A 13,293-nucleotide genomic window follows, 5' to 3' on the forward strand; every position below is an offset into this window, starting at 1 on the left:
GCTGGAAGAACTCCCTGTTCGGCGACACCCACGCCCACGGCGCCGAAGGTGTGCACTTCTTCACCCGCGGCAAGGTCGTCACCACCCGCTGGCTCGACCCCAGCCACGGCGGCCTCAACCTCGGATTCCCCCAGAACGCGTAAGTACTGGTTCTCCGCGCCGGACCGTCCGCGGTCCGGCGCGGCGTCCGTTCGATCGAAAGGAACTTCATGAGCGACACCTCTCTCGCCCGCCGTCATCGGGTCGTGGTCATCGGATCGGGATTCGGCGGCCTCTTCGCCACCAAGGCACTGAAACGGACGGACGTCGATGTCACTCTGATCGATCGCACGACGCATCACCTGTTCCAGCCGTTGCTGTACCAGGTGGCGACGGGAATCCTGTCGGAGGGCGAGATCGCGCCCGCGACGCGGCTCGTCCTCGAAGACCAGCAGAACGCGTCCGTGCTCATCGGCGGAGTCGAGAAGATCGACGTCGCCGACCGAACCGTCACCTCCACCCATCGCGGCCGCACGACCGTCACCGAGTACGACAGTCTCGTCGTCTCGGCGGGCGCCCGCCAATCCTATTTCGGCAACGACCATTTCGCGGAGCACGCACCCGGAATGAAGACGATCGACGACGCCCTCGAGCTGCGGGGTCGCATTCTGGGCGCCTTCGAGAGCGCCGAGGTCAGCACCGATCCCGCTGAGCGGGCGCGACTGCTGACGTTCGTCGTGGTCGGCGCCGGGCCCACCGGTGTCGAGATGGCTGGCGAGATCGCCCAGCTCGCGCACCGCACTCTCGCCGGCGCGTACCGCACCATCGATCCCCGTGACGCGCGCATCATCCTGCTCGACGCGGCGCCGACGGTGCTCCCGCCGTTCGACGACAAGCTGCGCCGGGCGGCCGCGGACACGCTGGAGAATCTCGGGGTCGAGATCCAGCTGGGCGCGATGGTGACCGACGTCGACGACGACGGACTCACCGTCCGCGACCAGGACGGAGCCGAGCGGCGGATCGAGGCCGCCTGCAAGATCTGGTCGGCGGGCGTCGCGGCCAGCCCGCTGGGCAGGCAACTCGCCGAGCAGACCGGCGCCGGCACCGACCGCGCGGGCCGGGTTCTCGTCGAACCCGACCTCACCCTGCCGGGCCACAGCAACGTCTTCGTCGTCGGGGACATGATGAACCGGGACGGCCTTCCCGGCGTCGCGCAGGTCGCGATCCAGGGCGGCCGCTACGCCGCGCAACTGATCGCCGCCGAGGTGCGCGCCCACCGGAAAGGTCGCGACAAGCCCGAACGCGCCCCGTTCCGCTACACGGACAAGGGCAGCATGGCGATGATCTCCCGCTTCCACGCGGTCGCGAAGGTCGGCCGCCTCCAACTGACCGGGCTGCTCGCCTGGCTGCTGTGGCTCCTGATCCACCTGGTCTACATCGTCGGATTCAAGAGCCGGCTCGCGACCGCCCTGTCTTGGACGTGGTCGTTCCTGGGCAGCTCCCGGGGCCACCTCGCCGTCACGGAACAACAGGTGGTCGCCCGGACCGCGATCAGCAGGCTCGATGCCTGGGAGGATTCCCGGGCGGTACCCGAGGCGGCGACGGCCTCGGCACGGTGAGTACCGTCGCCTCCGTGCCTGTCTCCGCTCTCACCGTCGGCATCGACGTCGGTGGTACCAGTATCCGGGCCTGCGTGGTCGACGACACCGGCGAGGTGCTCGACTCCGTGCAGGCGCCCACACCACAATCGGCGAAGGCCCTCGAGGACGCGCTCGACCGTGCCGTCCGCGAACTCGCGGGGCGCCATCCCGTGTCGGCCGTCGGGCTGGCCGTGGCGGGTTTCATCACCCCCGACCTCACCACCGTGCGGTTCGCGCCGCATCTGCCGTGGAAGAACGTGCCGGTCGCCAACGACCTCAGCGAACGGCTCGGCCTGCCAGTGGTCCTCGAACACGACGCGAACGCGGCGGCGTGGGCGGAGCACCGGTTCGGGGCCGCCGCCGGTGGTCGCAATGTGGTGATGGTCGCGATCGGCACCGGCATCGGTGCGGCGCTGCTCATCGACGGGACGCTGTACCGCGGGAGCCACGGTGTCGCCCCCGAACTCGGCCACCTGCAGGTGGTCCCGGGCGGCAGACCCTGCGCCTGCGGCAAGCGCGGGTGCTGGGAACGGTATTGCAGCGGAACAGCGCTCGTGGACACGGCCATCGAACTTCTCGCCTCCGACCCCACGAGTTCGACGATCCTCGCACGCGAAGTGGCGAGCGATCCGGGATCGCTCACCGGCCGCCGGATCGCGAGCGCCGCGCGGGACGGCGACCCGCTGGCCATCCGCACGATGGAAGAGTTCGCACGATGGCTGGGCGTCGGACTCGCCATGGTCGGCGACGTCTACGACCCCGACCTCGTCGTCATCGCCGGCGGAGTCAGCGGTTCGGCTCCGTTGTTCCTCGACCACGCGCGGGACGTCTACGCCTCTCTCGCAACCGGTTCCGGGCACCGCCCCCTCGCCCGCATCCGCGAAACACAACTCGGCGAATCGGCACAGCGCATCGGGGCCGCCACCCTCGCGAGGCGCTCCGCGCCCGTGCGTGGTTGAGGAGTCCCCGGACTCGTCGGGCACTCACGAGCGCGGAAGCATGACGACACCGCCGGGAATCTTGGCGATCGATGGGCTGCGGATGGGCAGGTCGATGCTGGTGCAAGCTCACCATCGACGAGTGATGGCCGTCGCACTCGGCGTCAACGACCCGGTGGTGACCCCCTGGATCGACCTCGGACTCGACCTGCGCCACCGCCTGCACGGCACCCGAGACGCATTCGCGGCCGGGCGGATCGACCTGGATCAGGCACGGGTCATCGCCCGCTACGACCCCGACAGCATCGTCCACCGCAACAAGCTCGCCATCGCCGATCGCGACGTGTGGATCCGCCCGGCGGAGAACGGCATGGCCTACCTCGACGGGCACCTCCCCGCCGCCGACGCCCACACCCTCGCAATGCGGTTGCGGGAAATGTCGGTCTGACGGTCGAGTCGAATCTCGCCTGCCTCTGCCGGCGTCATCACCGGCTGAAAACCTACGGCTGTTGGACCGTCCGGCAGATCGGCGCGGGACAACTCGAATGACCACAACCACATCCGAGGCGTGCAGAACTCCCGTGCCCTCCGGCCGCTCACCGAGCGTTCCCACGACCAGCAGGGACGCCGAGTACCTGAACGAACTACACGGGCGGCGCCCCACACACCGCAACGCACCGGCACCACCACCCGCAGGCGGTGGTACCGGTGCGTGAGAACCGGCGATCAGTGGGTGGCGACGGCTGCGGCGCTTCCCGCAGCGGACGTGGCGGGATTGCCCGCGCCGAGGCGGTCCTCCAACTCTTCGAGGCTGCGGCCCTTGGTTTCCGGGACGAAGCGGTACACGAAGTACACCGACATCAGGTTGACGAGAACGAACAGCCCGAACGTTCCGGTGGATCCGAGAACCGAGTTGAGGATCGGGAAGACGAACGAGATGAAGGCGTTGGTCGTCCAGAGCACGAATACCGCGATACCCATTGCGAATCCGCGGATGGCCATCGGGAAGATCTCCGACAGCAGCAACCACACGCAGGTGCCGATGAAACACTGCACGAACGCGACGAACACCATCATCGCGGCGAGGATGATGTAGCTGCGTCCGGTGGACGAGGGCAGCAGAAACACCAGCGACAGCGCGGCCTGCGAGCTTGCCACCCCAATGAAACCGGTGAGCAGCATCTTGCGGCGATTCACGAAGCCCAGCAGGACGATTCCGAGGATCGTCATGACCACGGAGGTGACACCGACCGCGATGGTGGCCACCAGGGACGCGCTGACCCCCAACCCACTCTGTTCGAGGATCGTCGGGGCGTAATAGTTGACCGTGTTGATGCCCGTCGCCTGCTGCACGATGGCAAGCCCGCAGCCGATCCACAGGATCCGGCGCATCCAGGGGTAGTCACGCAGGTAGTGGACGGCGCCACTGGTCTTCGACTTCCGGTCGCGGGCGGCGTGGAAGGCGATGCCGGCGTACTCGTCGGCGGCCTCGGACTCGCTGCGGCTCAGTTCGAGGGTCCTGCGGGTCTCGGCGAGCCGGCCCTTCGACGCGTACCAGCGCGGTGAATCGGGCAGCGCGAGCATGCCGAGCAGCAGGAGAACCGCGGGCACCGACGCGATGGCCAGCATGTACCGCCACACCGTCGGATCCTCGATGACGTGATCGAGCAGCGCGTTGATCGAGAAGGCCAGCATCTGACCGGTGACGATCATCAGTTCGTTGATGGTGACCATCCGGCCACGCCGCTCCACCGGGGCCATCTCGGCCAGGTACAGCGGGCAGGTGACGGCGGCGGCGCCCACACCGAGACCGAGGACGATCCTGGCCAGCACCATGATCTCCACGTTGGGAGCCATCGCACACCCGAGGGCACCGACGAGGAACAGGCCCGCGCAGACGAGCAGCGTGCGCTTGCGGCCGAGGGCATCGGACAACCGGCCGCCCAGCAACGCGCCGACCGCGGCACCCGGGAAGAGCAGCGAACTCACGACGGTGGCTTCGCCAACCGCACTGAGGTTCAACTCGTCCTTCATGTACAGCAGCGCACCGGAGATCACCCCGGTGTCGTAGCCGAACAGCAGGCCTCCGAGTGTGGAGATGACAGTGAGCTTGGTCAGGAAGCGTTTGTGACTGCGCTCGTTACGCGCAGCGCCGCCGCTTCCGCGTGCACTGGCAGCCGAGTTGGTTGTCAACATCAGGTGTGGCCTTTCTGGGAATGCTCACGCATCACGACACGGAAGATCGGTTCACGTGCGTCGATATATCGCCCGGGGCGCGCTCGGCTCGATGCAGCCGAAGAGGCGTACTTTCCTGGACTGAAGCGCTTCACTAACGCGCTTCAGTTGTCTACTATGAGGTGAATCACAGAAGGTGTCAAGGGCTGAAGTCGCGATCCGTGAGAATGTCCGTGACGACGCAACCGAGGGAGATCGAGATGCTCGACGACCGAGCCACGGCGCACGCGGATGCGGAGCGGGCACCGGCCGGCCTGCACCGACGCCCCACGATGGCCGACGTCGCGACGCGGGCCGGGGTGTCACGCACCCTCGTATCACTGATCTTCAGCAACAAACCGGGTGCATCCGACGAGACCCGGGACCGCGTCCTGCAGGCCGCGGACGAACTGGGCTACCGGCTCGACCGGGCCGCCCGCATGCTCGCCCGCGGCCGCAGCCGCACCCTCGGGGTGCTCATGGATGTCCACCAGACCTTCCAGGCCGACCTGATCGGAACCATCTACGCGGAGGCCGAGGCCGCCGGATACGAGGTCCTGCTCTCCGCGAGCGCACCCACCCGGGACGAACACAAGGCGATCGAAGCGCTACTCAGCCACCGGTGCGAGGGCCTGATCCTGCTCGGCCCCCTCTCCGAGGCGGACTATCTGCGCACGCTCGCGGACCGGGCCGTGGTCACTGTCGTCGGCCGCGCGCTCCCCCACACGGCCGTCGACACCGTGCGGACCGCCGACGCCAAGGGCATCCGCCAGTCCGTGGACCACCTGGTCGGACTCGGACATCGCGAGATCGCGCACGTCGACGGCGGCGCGGACCCGGGCTCACCCGAGCGGCGTCGGGCGTACCTCGCGGCGATGCGCAGGCACGACCTCTCCGATCACGTTCGCGTCATTCCCGGTCAGCACACCGAGGAGGCAGGCGTCGCGGCCGCGAACACGCTGCTGGCCGAGGACCACCTGCCCACCGCCGTGCTCGCCGGGAACGACCGCTGCGCCATCGGTCTCATGGACGTGTTCACCCGCGCCCACGTCGACGTTCCGGGCGACATCTCGATCGTCGGGTACGACGACAGCCACCTGGCACAGTTGTCGCGGATCGACCTCACCACCGTGCGGCAGGACACCGAGGGCCTGGCCCGGCACGCCGTGCAGTTCGCCGTCGGCCGCCTCGAGGACGAGGACCTCGACCCGCAGGATTTCGTGATCGACCCCCACCTGATGGTGCGCGGCACGACCGGGCCTGCCCGGTGGTAGCCGCGCCCCGGCGGCACGAAGCCCTACTTCGTGATGCTTTCCAGGTATTCGACGCTTCGGACGACGTCGCGCACGGGGCCTCCGCCCTCGGGTTCCGCCGCGAGAATGGTGTCCTGCTCGAGGACGTACCAGCCGTCGTAGCCCTGATTCTGCAGCCGCTCGACCACCCCGGCGATGTCCACGTCACCGGTGCCGAGCGGCGTGTACATGCCCTGGGCGACGGCCTCGGTGTAGGTGAGTTCACCCGCCCGGACCCGGCCGAGGAGTGCCGCATCGACATCCTTCAGGTGCGCGTGGGCGATCCGCTCGGGGGCCGTGGAGACCAGGTCGAGCGGGTCGGTGCCGCCGATCAGGAGATGACCGGTGTCCAGGCACAGCGGGATCGACGAGCCGTCCAGGACGCGGTCCACCTCGGCCCGGTTCTCGATCATCGTTCCCACGTGCGGGTGGATCACCGCCCGCAGGCCCCGGTCGGCAGCAGCGGACGACAGGCGGTCGAGGTTGCGCAACAACGTCTTCCATCCGGAGTCGTCGAGTTCGGGTCGCGAATCGTAACCGACCGCCCCTGTCACCGCCGCCAGGACGATCACCTCCGATGCCGACGCCACGAGCGAATCGAGCGCCCCACCGATCGCCGCGACCGTGTCGTGATCCGCGTCGTGCAGCAGCACCGGCACGAATCCCCCGACCGCCGTCAGGTCGTACCGGGCGAGGGTGTCCGTCAGCTCGTGTGGATCCGAGGGGAGGAATCCGTCCGGACCGAGTTCGGTAGCCGCGAGGCCGGCGTCGCGCATCTCGGTGAGCACCCGGTCGGGGTCGAGCTGGTGACCCCAGCCCTCCACCTCACACACTCCCCAAGAAATGGGCGCGCCTGCCAGTCGAATCGTCATCGTCGTGTCTCGTCCAATCGCACCGGACGGTGCTGTCGTAGTGTATCCGCGTGTCCGTCGATCACGCTTCGGAGCCCGTTCACGGTTGCCGCCGCGCGGTCTGCACGGCCAGACGCTCCGCGAGCACCGCCGGATCGACGCTGTCCCGCAACGCTTCCCACACCGCGTCCACCTGGGTGGCAGGCGCGAGACTGTGCACCGGCTGATCGTGGTCGAGGTTGGTGGGGAACGGGTAGCCCTCGGCGGTCGCGACGACGGCGTTGCGGAGAGTGCGCTCGCTCGCCCCCGCCCTCTGCCGGGCCAGCAGCGTCGGATACACGGCGTTCGCCATGGCCTCACGGTCCAGCACTTCCATCGCCCGGCCGAACGGCGACGAGATCTGCAGCAGATTGGCCATCCGCCGGATCGACTCCGAACGGTTGTGGCCGGCCCCGTGGTAGAGCGCCGGGTTGAAGAACACCGCGTCGCCCTTGCGGAGCGGCAACTGGACGTGACTGTGGCGAAAGAACTCGACGAACTCCGGCCGCGAGAACGCCAGGTAGCCCGCCTCGAACTGCTGCGAGTACGGCAGATACAGGGTGGGTCCGCTCTCGACGGGCATGTCGCAGTGCGCCACCGCGCCCTGCAGCGTCAGCGCCGCCGACATCCGGTGCAGGTGCGCCGGATACTGGGGCAGCTCGTGCGAAGGCACGATGCCGAGGTGGTAGTCCCGATGCGGAACCTGCGCGGCCCCACCGGGATTGACGACGTTGACTTGCGACGTGACCTGGTACAGCGGCCCCAGCCAGCTCTGGCAGATCAGCGCGAGGATGTCGTTGGCGTAGTAGTCGGCAAACACGTCCGGGGCGCCGAGAGCCAGTTTCTGCGCGGCGTTCCAGATGCGGTCGTTGGCGCCGGCCTTGCCGAAGTGGTCCCCCACCACACCACCCGACGCATGCTGCTGCGCGATGAGGCGGTCGAATTGTTCGGTGGCACGATCCACCACGGCGGGATCATCGAAGGCGTTCTGGAACACCACGATTCCGGGACCGTCGGTGAGCGCGCGCACGAGCTCGGTCTGCACTGTGCGGCGGGACTGCGCCTCGTCGAGATGCGGAGTCAGCGAATCGCTGCGGTACACCAGGACGTTCTGCTCCACGGAGTGGGCGAACGGATAGTCGGCCAGGTTCGTCGAGCGGTCCACGGAGGCGCGAAACGCGTCGAGGTCGCAGTCCGAGTCGTGAATCCACTCACGCCGGCCGGTCGACGGAGAAGAAGAGAGGGTCATGGAGACAGTCTTGCGGTGATGCGACCTGCAGACAACACCAGAAACCCATCATTTTCACCTCAGGCGGCGGAGCCGCGGGGACGCCCCTAGCCGCCCTGCCCTCCGGGAATGGATACGCCGCGCGAGTTGAGCCAGCCCGCCGGATCGATCTTGGTTCCGTTCGCCGTCCACACCTCGTAGTGCAGGTGCGGTCCGGTCGACTGTCCCCGGTTGCCCATGGTGGCGATCTGGTCGCCGGCCCGTATCGGCTGCCCGACCGAGACCAACGAGGTGTCGATGTGGCCGTATACGCCGATGGTGCCGTCGTCCTGCTGCAGGCGGATCCACATCCCGAAGCCCGACGCCGGACCGCTCTCGATCACGGTGCCATTGGTGACGGCCCTGATCGGGGTGCCGATGGAGTTCGCGATGTCGATGCCGTTGTGGTTGGTGCCCCAACGCTGACCGAAGCCCGACGTGAAGGTGCCGTCGGCCGGAAACAGGACGGCGGGCCGGCGAGCGGCTTCCTCGGCGGCGGCCTGGCGTGCGGCCTGTTCGGCGGCCTCGCGGGCCAGGCGCTCGGTCTCGGCCTTCTGCACCGCGAGACGCTCGACCTCACGCTGGGCGGCGCGCTGGAGTTGGTCGGTGTGGTCGGTCAACTCCGGGCGGTCGACCTGCAGGAACTGCGGCGGCGGCGTGAGCGACACACCCGTGTCGGTGGATGCGTGCGCGACCTCCCCGGTGGCAGCGGAGGCGATGGCACCGGACACGAGCAGTGCAGCGGCCGCCAGCGAGGTCGCGACCACATGCCGGCGGGCGGACTTCGCACGGGAGCGCCGGGCGTGCCGGGACTGCGGGACGGTGTTCGCGTGTAGAGACAAGACCACTTTCCTCCGTCGAGTTCGTGACTGATAACGAAATGGTCACGGTTTCGACACAGGTTAGTACGTATCAGCCAGAAACCCACGTGTCGCGTTGACGCCTGCGCAGTCGGCCGCGGTCTCCGGCCGGATTTTTCGACCACATCAGTCACACGCACCCCGGGAGGGCGCATCGATGTCAGTGGTCACGCTCCAGAAGTGGCGGACGTCACTCGACCGAAGGACGATCGGCGCCCGCGGTCGTGACCACGGGCGCCGTTATCTGTCGGGTGGAGCGCTCAGCCGGCCGCCCGCAACTGGGCAGCCAGACGCATCGCGGAGTTCGCGTCCCCGTACCCCTCGTAACCACCGACGCGTTGCACCACCTCGAAGAACAGGTCGGCGCCCACCGTCTGAGTGAACAGGTGGAAGAACTCGCCGTGGACGTCGGCGTCGTACATGATGCCGGAACCGCTCATGCGGTCGAGGAGTTCGCGGGAGAGTCCGAAACGGGCCTCGAGGTCGTCGTAATAGTTCGGCGAGATGACGAGCGGCTCGAAGCCGCTCGACTGCATGGTCGCCGCGGCGGTGAAGATATCCGTGCACGCGAACGCGACGTGGCTGATCCCACCGCGCCGGGCCGCGGCGATGTGAGAGTTCCCCGACACCGCGCCCGGAACCATGTTCAGCGAGATGCGCAGCGGACGGTCGACGCCGTCGGCACCGGTCTGATCCATCGTCAGCGCCTGACTGCGCATCATCCCGACCGCGTCCGTGACATCGAGTCCCTCGTGCGGCGCCATCGCGAACACCGAGCGGAGCAGCAGCATGATGCCGTCCCAGTTGTCCGACGGAACGGCGAGCGCCACGTGATCGACCCCGGTGAACACCGGCACCTCGTCCTGCCAGCGCGACTCCGTCGGATACAGATCGAACGCCGACTGCCACGACGCGGCGCTACCCGGACCGCGCAGGTCCAGCGACGTCGCGTCGGTGATCTTGAGACGCACCACATCGGATTCGGGCGCGGTGTCGACCCCGGGCAGCAGGACCTCGTGCACCGGGACCTCGAGCGCCGCGGCGCGCTCCCCCCACGCGTCGGGATCGCTCGACCGGATGCCGATCTGGGTGAGCACCGGCAGGTGCGCAGGCAGACCCGGCGCCGTCCACACCGTGCCCGCGGTGGCGTCGACCACGATGGTCATCCGCCCGTGCCGCCACAACTGGAGGTCGTGGCTGCGGTGGCGGCCCACCAGACGGAATCCGATGTGCTGCAACGCTTGCCGGAGGTCGGAATCCTTGCCGGGACCGGCGGCGAGCCGGAGCGACACGATGCCTTCGAGGGGTGCGCGCGGCGGCGGCTCGAACAGCGCCAGACCGCGACCGGTGTCCTCGCCGTGCTCGGTCTGCACGCGGGCCACCTCTTCCTGGAGGTACAGCAGCGAGCGGTGCGCGTCGGCGGCCGTGCGGCCCGTCGACGACTGCCGGAACGTGTCGTTGAAGATCTCCAGCGACCACGGTCCGGTGTATCCGGCCGCCTGGACGTGGGCACCGAACGTGGCGAGATCGAAGTTGCCCTGCCCCGGGAAGTTCCGGTGGTGCCGGCTCCACTGCAGGATGTCCATCGACATCCGGGGAGCATCGGCGAGCTGCAGGAAGAAGATCTTCTCCCCCGGGATGTCGCGGATGCCGGACGGGTCGTCCCCGCGAGAGAGGATGTGGAAGCTGTCGAGGCAGGTGCCGAGGGCGGGATGGTCGGCGTCCTGCACGATCTTCCACGCGTGCCGGTACGTGTTGACGTGCGTGCCCCAGGCCAGCGCCTCGTAGGCGATGCGGAGCCCCCGGCTGTGTGCACGCTCGGCGAGGGTATGGAGCTGCTCGGTGAGGCGGGCGTCGTCGCGCACCGCCTCGGGCAGCGGCGACGAGCAGACCAGCAGGGTGTCGCAACCGAGCTGCTCCATGATGTCGAACTTGCGCTCGGCCCGGATCAGGTTGCGCGCGAACGTCGCGTCGTCGGCGGAATCCAGATCGCGGAACGGCTGATACAGATCGAGGGTGAGCCCGAGATCCGCTGCGCGGGAGGCCAGCTCACGCGGCGACCACGGCGAGCTCACGAAATCGGGTTCGAACACCTCGAATCCGTCGAACCCGGCCGCCGCGATCGCAGTGACCTTCTCCTCCAGCGATCCGCTCAAGGACACCGTGGCAACGCTCGTACGAACCTGTCGTCCCATGGCGCCGTCAGCCCTTGTTGCAGATGAAGTCGACGGCCAGCGAATAGCCGAGGATGCCGAGTCCGGCGATCGTTCCGGTGGCGACCCCGGACACGTAGGAGTGGTGCCGGAACTCCTCACGGGCGTGCACGTTGCTGATGTGCACCTCGACGAGCGGCACCTCGAGCGTGACCAGGGCGTCGCGCAGCGCCACCGACGTGTGTGTGAAACCGCCGGGGTTGATCACGACGCCCGACGCCGTGGTGCGGGCCTCGTGCACCCAGTCGATCAGGTAGCCCTCGTGGTTGGACTGCCGCGCGACGATCTCACGTCCCGCCTTCGCGGCGGCAGCGCGGCACAACTCCACGACGTCGTCGAGCGTCTCCCGCCCGTACACCTCGGGCTGCCGTTGCCCCAGCAGATTCAGGTTGGGGCCGTTGAGAACAAAGATCGGTCCGGGAGCGGTCATCGCGCGCTATACCTCCATTTGTACGAACTAGTGAGTTAGTTCGCACCCAGGATACAGCGCGCTCCCGCCTAGGCGGACTTGTCCCGGCGTTCTCCCCGCTCCGGCTTGCGCGGGACGATGGTCGGAAGCACGTTGTCGTTGACCGTCTCCGCGCTGACCACGACCTTCTCGACGTCGTCCCGGCTCGGGATGTCGTACATGACCGGAAGCAGAACTTCCTCCATGATCGCGCGCAGACCACGAGCACCGGTGCCGCGGAGGATCGCCTGATCGGCGATGGCCTCGAGCGCGTCCGTGGTGAACTCCAACTCCACGCCGTCCATGTCGAACAACCGGTTGTACTGCTTGACCAGTGCGTTCTTCGGCTCCGACAGGATCTGGACGAGCGATTCCTTGTCGAGGTTGGTCACCGACGCCACGACGGGGAGACGGCCGATGAACTCGGGGATGAGCCCGAACTTGATCAGGTCTTCCGGCATGACCTCCGCGAAGTGGTCCTGCGTGTCGATCTCCGCCTTCGACCGCACCTCGGCACCGAAACCGATGCCGCGCTTGCCGACGCGGTCGGACACGATCCGCTCGAGGCCTGCGAACGCGCCCGCCACGATGAACAGGACGTTCGTCGTGTCGATCTGGATGAACTCCTGATGCGGGTGCTTGCGACCACCCTGCGGCGGCACGCTGGCCTGCGTGCCCTCGAGAATCTTCAGCAGAGCCTGCTGCACACCCTCACCGGACACGTCCCGCGTGATCGACGGGTTCTCGGACTTGCGGGCGATCTTGTCGACCTCGTCGATGTAGATGATGCCGGTCTCGGCGCGCTTGACGTCGTAGTCCGCGGCCTGGATCAGCTTGAGGAGGATGTTCTCGACGTCCTCACCCACGTAGCCGGCCTCGGTGAGAGCCGTCGCATCGGCGATCGCGAAAGGAACGTTGAGCATCTTCGCCAGCGTCTGAGCCAGATACGTCTTGCCGCAGCCCGTGGGGCCGAGCATGAGAATGTTCGACTTCGCCAGCTCGACCGTCTCGCCACGAGCATCACGGCCCTTGTCGCCGGCCTGGATGCGCTTGTAGTGGTTGTAGACCGCGACGGCGAGAGTCCGCTTGGCGGCATCCTGGCCGATCACGTAGTTCTCGAGGAAGTCCCGGATCTCGGCCGGCTTCGGCAGCTCGTCGAGCTTCACCTCGCTGGACTCGGCCAGCTCCTCTTCGATGATCTCGTTGCACAGGTCGATGCACTCGTCGCAGATGTACACCCCAGGCCCAGCAATGAGCTTCTTGACCTGCTTCTGGCTCTTACCGCAGAAAGAGCACTTGAGCAGATCCCCGCCGTCACCGATGCGTGCCATCTCGTCAGGTCCCTACTTCCTTCGTCTACGTGCAACCATCGAACCGATCCCACGCCCTGCGCGCATCGACCGAAAACGAAAGCCCGTTATGTGACCGTACCCGCAGATCGCGAGCGAGGTCGACTGGTTGTCGGTGATTCGCGCACCGATCTTCCGGGAAAGCCAGCCTTGCCGATCCCGCACCCGGCTCGCGGCAACCACACCGTCACGGCGTGTCGCCC

12 protein-coding genes are annotated in these 13,293 nt (G+C 67.7%); 5 read left to right on the forward strand and 7 right to left on the reverse strand.

What is annotated here, in order from left to right:
• The 4 genes from CA951_RS44640 to CA951_RS43060 form a co-directional block, all read left to right on the forward strand.
• Window positions 1–143, forward strand: a 143-nt coding sequence (locus CA951_RS44640) for a hypothetical protein (protein WP_179220413.1), incomplete at its 5' end; no start/stop codon positions are given.
• 66 nt (window positions 144–209) lie between these two features.
• Window positions 210–1,598 (forward strand): NAD(P)/FAD-dependent oxidoreductase, encoded by a 1,389-nt coding sequence (locus CA951_RS33605; RefSeq protein ID WP_087561001.1) that lies wholly within the window; start codon window positions 210–212, stop codon window positions 1,596–1,598.
• Complete coding sequence (locus CA951_RS33610; protein WP_087561002.1) at window positions 1,595–2,578, forward strand: ROK family protein; 984 nt, start codon at window positions 1,595–1,597, stop codon at window positions 2,576–2,578. Before CA951_RS33605 ends, CA951_RS33610 begins: the two co-directional genes overlap by 4 nt.
• Before the next feature lie 40 nt (window positions 2,579–2,618).
• Window positions 2,619–3,005 (forward strand): DUF222 domain-containing protein, encoded by a 387-nt coding sequence (locus CA951_RS43060; RefSeq protein ID WP_143543146.1) that lies wholly within the window; start codon window positions 2,619–2,621, stop codon window positions 3,003–3,005.
• A gap of 278 nt (window positions 3,006–3,283) precedes the next feature.
• On the opposite strand, the gene CA951_RS33620 is transcribed toward CA951_RS43060, so the two are convergent.
• Window positions 3,284–4,753 carry a sugar porter family MFS transporter gene (locus CA951_RS33620; protein ID WP_087561004.1) on the reverse strand — a complete coding sequence of 490 codons (1,470 nt, stop codon included), beginning with the start codon at window positions 4,751–4,753 and terminating at the stop codon, window positions 3,284–3,286.
• 239 nt (window positions 4,754–4,992) lie between these two features.
• Here CA951_RS33620 and CA951_RS33625 point away from each other — a divergent pair, with 239 nt between their 5' ends.
• The gene (locus CA951_RS33625) at window positions 4,993–6,045 is read left to right on the forward strand and encodes a LacI family DNA-binding transcriptional regulator (RefSeq protein WP_087561078.1); all 1,053 of its coding nucleotides are present in this window, start codon (window positions 4,993–4,995) and stop codon (window positions 6,043–6,045) included.
• Between the two features lie 23 nt (window positions 6,046–6,068).
• On the opposite strand, the gene CA951_RS33630 is transcribed toward CA951_RS33625, so the two are convergent.
• The 6 genes from CA951_RS33630 to clpX all read right to left on the reverse strand — a co-directional run bounded on the left by CA951_RS33630 (window position 6,069) and on the right by clpX (window position 13,072).
• A complete protein-coding gene (locus tag CA951_RS33630; RefSeq protein WP_087561005.1) occupies window positions 6,069–6,935 on the reverse strand; it encodes a sugar phosphate isomerase/epimerase in 867 nt (288 codons plus the stop codon).
• Between the two features lie 79 nt (window positions 6,936–7,014).
• A complete protein-coding gene (locus tag CA951_RS33635; RefSeq protein WP_087561006.1) occupies window positions 7,015–8,202 on the reverse strand; it encodes a phytanoyl-CoA dioxygenase family protein in 1,188 nt (395 codons plus the stop codon).
• A gap of 86 nt (window positions 8,203–8,288) precedes the next feature.
• Window positions 8,289–9,062, reverse strand: a complete 774-nt coding sequence (locus CA951_RS33640) for a M23 family metallopeptidase (RefSeq protein WP_087561079.1) — start codon at window positions 9,060–9,062, stop codon at window positions 8,289–8,291.
• Between the two features lie 278 nt (window positions 9,063–9,340).
• Complete coding sequence (locus CA951_RS33645; RefSeq protein WP_087561007.1) at window positions 9,341–11,275, reverse strand: sugar phosphate isomerase/epimerase and 4-hydroxyphenylpyruvate domain-containing protein; 1,935 nt, start codon at window positions 11,273–11,275, stop codon at window positions 9,341–9,343.
• Between the two features lie 7 nt (window positions 11,276–11,282).
• On the reverse strand, window positions 11,283–11,723 hold the full coding sequence (aroQ, locus tag CA951_RS33650; protein ID WP_087561008.1) for a type II 3-dehydroquinate dehydratase: 441 nt from the start codon (window positions 11,721–11,723) through the stop codon (window positions 11,283–11,285).
• 68 nt (window positions 11,724–11,791) lie between these two features.
• Complete coding sequence (gene clpX, locus CA951_RS33655; RefSeq protein WP_005248181.1) at window positions 11,792–13,072, reverse strand: ATP-dependent Clp protease ATP-binding subunit ClpX; 1,281 nt, start codon at window positions 13,070–13,072, stop codon at window positions 11,792–11,794.
• Window positions 13,073–13,293: the final 221 nt, after the last annotated feature.

This window comes from Rhodococcus sp. NCIMB 12038, assembly GCF_002165735.1.
In the GTDB taxonomy this organism is placed as follows: Bacteria; Actinomycetota; Actinomycetes; order Mycobacteriales; family Mycobacteriaceae; genus Rhodococcus_F.

Bases quoted from the DNA above. Each gene is read 5' to 3' on its own strand.
- CA951_RS33605 (WP_087561001.1), top strand. From the start codon at position 210: ATGAGCGACACCTCTCTCGCCCGCCGTCATCGGGTCGTGGTCATCGGA.
- CA951_RS43060 (WP_143543146.1), top strand. From the start codon at position 2,619: ATGACGACACCGCCGGGAATCTTGGCGATCGATGGGCTGCGGATGGGC.
- CA951_RS33620 (WP_087561004.1), bottom strand. From the start codon at position 4,753: ATGTTGACAACCAACTCGGCTGCCAGTGCACGCGGAAGCGGCGGCGCT.
- CA951_RS33625 (WP_087561078.1), top strand. From the start codon at position 4,993: ATGCTCGACGACCGAGCCACGGCGCACGCGGATGCGGAGCGGGCACCG.
- CA951_RS33630 (WP_087561005.1), bottom strand. From the start codon at position 6,935: ATGACGATTCGACTGGCAGGCGCGCCCATTTCTTGGGGAGTGTGTGAG.
- CA951_RS33635 (WP_087561006.1), bottom strand. From the start codon at position 8,202: ATGACCCTCTCTTCTTCTCCGTCGACCGGCCGGCGTGAGTGGATTCAC.
- CA951_RS33645 (WP_087561007.1), bottom strand. From the start codon at position 11,275: ATGGGACGACAGGTTCGTACGAGCGTTGCCACGGTGTCCTTGAGCGGA.
- aroQ (WP_087561008.1), bottom strand. From the start codon at position 11,723: ATGACCGCTCCCGGACCGATCTTTGTTCTCAACGGCCCCAACCTGAAT.
- clpX (WP_005248181.1), bottom strand. From the start codon at position 13,072: ATGGCACGCATCGGTGACGGCGGGGATCTGCTCAAGTGCTCTTTCTGC.